Here is a 3,061-nt window from a genome sequence, read left to right as displayed (position 1 = left end):
GAGGGGGCTGCTGGGGGTAGCCGTAGCCGGGCTGCGCGGGCGGCGTCTGCGGCGGCTGCTGGCCGTAGGGGCCCGGCTGGCCGTACGGTCCGGGCTGCTGGGGCTGCCCGCCGTACGGGCCCGGCTGGTTGCTGCTCATTACTGGGTCCCCTCCAGATGCTTATGTGTTCCTGACATCCTCACCCAGGCACGCCGCGCGCAGGTCGTCGGGGTCCCGCACCGTTACAGAACACATGCGGTTCGGGACCGCGTCGTGACACCTCTAAACTGGCCCCGTGACCGAGAACGCTCAGCAGCAGCCACCAGCGCCCGACACCGAACTGCCGACCCAGTACGCGCCGGCCGACGTAGAGGGGCCGCTGTACGAGCGCTGGGTAGAGCGGGGCTACTTCGAGGCGGACGCGAAGAGTGACAAGCCGCCGTACACCATCGTCATCCCGCCACCGAACGTCACCGGCTCGCTCCACCTGGGCCACGCCTTCGAGCACACGCTCATCGACGCCCTCACCCGCCGCAAGCGCATGCAGGGGTACGAGACGCTGTGGCAGCCCGGCATGGACCACGCGGGCATCGCCACCCAGAACGTCGTCGAGCGCGAACTCGCCAAGGAGGGCAAGTCCCGGCACGACCTGGGCCGCGAGGCCTTCGTCGAGCGCGTCTGGCAGTGGAAGAACGAGTCCGGCGGGCAGATCTCCGGCCAGATGCGCCGTCTCGGCGACGGCGTCGCCTGGTCGCGTGAGCGCTTCACCATGGACGAGGGGCTCTCCCAGGCCGTCCAGACCATCTTCAAGCGGCTCTACGACGACGAGTTGATCTACCGCGCCGAGCGCATCATCAACTGGTGCCCCCGGTGCCTGACCGCCATCTCCGACATCGAGGTCGAGTACCAGGAGGACGACGGCGAGCTCGTCTCGATGAAGTACGGCGACGGCGACGACACCGTCGTGGTCGCCACCACCCGTGCCGAGACCATGCTCGGCGACACCGCCGTCGCCGTCCACCCCGACGACGAGCGCTACCGGCACCTCGTCGGCAAGCTCATCAAGCTGCCGCTGACGGACCGGTCCATCCCCGTCGTCGCCGACGAGCACGTCGACCCCGAGTTCGGCACCGGAGCCGTCAAGGTCACCCCGGCGCACGACCCGAACGACTTCGAGATCGGGCAGCGCCACGACCTGCCGGCCATCACCGTGATGGACGAGCACGCCGTCATCACCGCGCACGGCCCCTTCCAGGGCCTGGACCGCTTCGAGGCCCGCTCCGCCATCGTCGGCGCGCTGCGCGCGGAGGGCCGGATCGTCGCCGAGAAGCGGCCCTACGTCCACTCCGTCGGCCACTGCTCGCGCTGCAAGACCACCATCGAGCCGCGCCTGTCGATGCAGTGGTGGGTCAAGGTCGGCCCGCTGGCGAAGGCCGCCGGCGACGCCGTCCGGGACGGCCGCGTCGCGATCCACCCGCAGGAGATGGAGAAGCGGTACTTCGACTGGGTCGACAACCTCCACGACTGGTGCATCTCGCGGCAGTTGTGGTGGGGCCACCGGATCCCCGTCTGGTACGGGCCGAACGGGGAGGTCGTCTGCGTCGGACCCGACGAGGAGCCGCCCGGTACCGAGGCCGAGGGCTGGAAGCAGGACACCGACGTCCTCGACACCTGGTTCTCCTCCGGCCTGTGGCCGTTCTCCACGCTCGGCTGGCCCGAACGGACCGAGAGCCTGGCGAAGTTCTACCCGAACTCCGTCCTGGTCACCGGCTACGACATCCTCTTCTTCTGGGTCGCCCGGATGATGATGTTCGGCCTGTACGCGATGGACGGCACCCCGCCGTTCCACACCATCGCCCTGCACGGCATGGTCCGCGACCAGTTCGGCAAGAAGATGTCGAAGTCCTTCGGCAACGCGGTCAACCCGCTGGACTGGATGGACAAGTACGGCTCCGACGCGCTCCGGTTCACGCTCGCGCGCGGCGCCAACCCGGGCGTGGACGTCCCCATCGGCGAGGACTGGGTCCAGGGTTCGCGCAACTTCGCCAACAAGATCTGGAACGCCACCCGCTTCGCGCTGATGAACGGCGCGACGGTGGACGGTCCGCTGCCGGACGCCTCGAGGATGTCGGCGACCGACCGCTGGATCCTGTCCCGGCTGAACTCGGTCGTCGCCGAGGTCGACGCGTACTACGAGGACTTCCAGTTCGCCAAGCTGTCCGACGCGCTGTTCCACTTCGCCTGGGACGAGGTCTTCGACTGGTACGTCGAGCTGTCCAAGACCACCTTCCAGGAGGGCGGCGAGGCGGCCGAGGTCTCCCAGCGGGTGCTGGGCGAGGTCCTGGACGTCACGCTGAGGCTGCTGCACCCGGTGGTCCCGTTCGTCACGGAGACGCTGTGGACCACCCTTACGGGTGGTGAGTCGGTCGTCATCGCCGAGTGGCCGGCCGACAGCGGCTTCCGGGACGCGGCGGCGGAGAAGGAGATCGAGACCCTCCAGTCCGTCATCACCGAGGTCCGCCGCTTCCGCGCCGACCAGGGCCTCCAGCCCGGCCAGCGGGTGCCGGCGCGGCTGACGCTGAACGGTACGGCGCTGGTGCCGCACGAGGCGGCGATCCGGCAGTTGCTGCGGCTGCAGCCGGAGGGCGGCTCCTTCACGGCCACGGCGACCCTGCCGGTGGCGGGCGTCGAGGTCGCGCTGGACCTGTCGGGCGCGATCGACGTGGCCGCCGAGCGGAAGCGGCTGGCGAAGGATCTGGCCGCGGCGGAGAAGGAGAAGGCGCAGGCCAACGCCAAGCTCGGCAACGAGGCGTTCCTGGCGAAGGCGCCGGACCACGTGGTCGAGAAGATCCGTACGCGCCTGGCCAAGGCCGAGGAGGACATCACGCGGATCGCCGCGCAGTTGGAGCGGCTGCCGCAGGCGTGACGGCCGTACGCCGCTGAAGGCCCCGGAGCCGTCGGGCTCCGGGGCCTTCGGTCGCGCGGGGCGGGCACAGGCCACGGTGGCACGCATGCCCGCAGGCCGCGTACGTAGACTGGGCCCCGTGAGTGACCTCCCCCCGGACCCCAGCGGTCAGCCCG

At 70.1% G+C, this 3,061-nt stretch carries 1 protein-coding gene; it reads left to right on the top strand.

All coding sequences use genetic code 11. The annotated features are described in order from the left end of the window. Positions 1 to 275: 275 nt before the first annotated feature. On the top strand, positions 276 to 2,906 hold the full coding sequence (locus C1I97_RS34275) for a valine--tRNA ligase (RefSeq protein ID WP_111006894.1): 2,631 nt from the start codon (positions 276 to 278) through the stop codon (positions 2,904 to 2,906). The last annotated feature ends 155 nt before the right edge of the window (positions 2,907 to 3,061 follow it).

This window comes from Streptomyces sp. NTH33, from assembly GCF_003236365.1.
In the GTDB taxonomy this organism is placed as follows: Bacteria; Actinomycetota; Actinomycetes; order Streptomycetales; family Streptomycetaceae; genus Streptomyces.
This window is presented reverse-complemented; position numbering and strand designations above follow the sequence as displayed.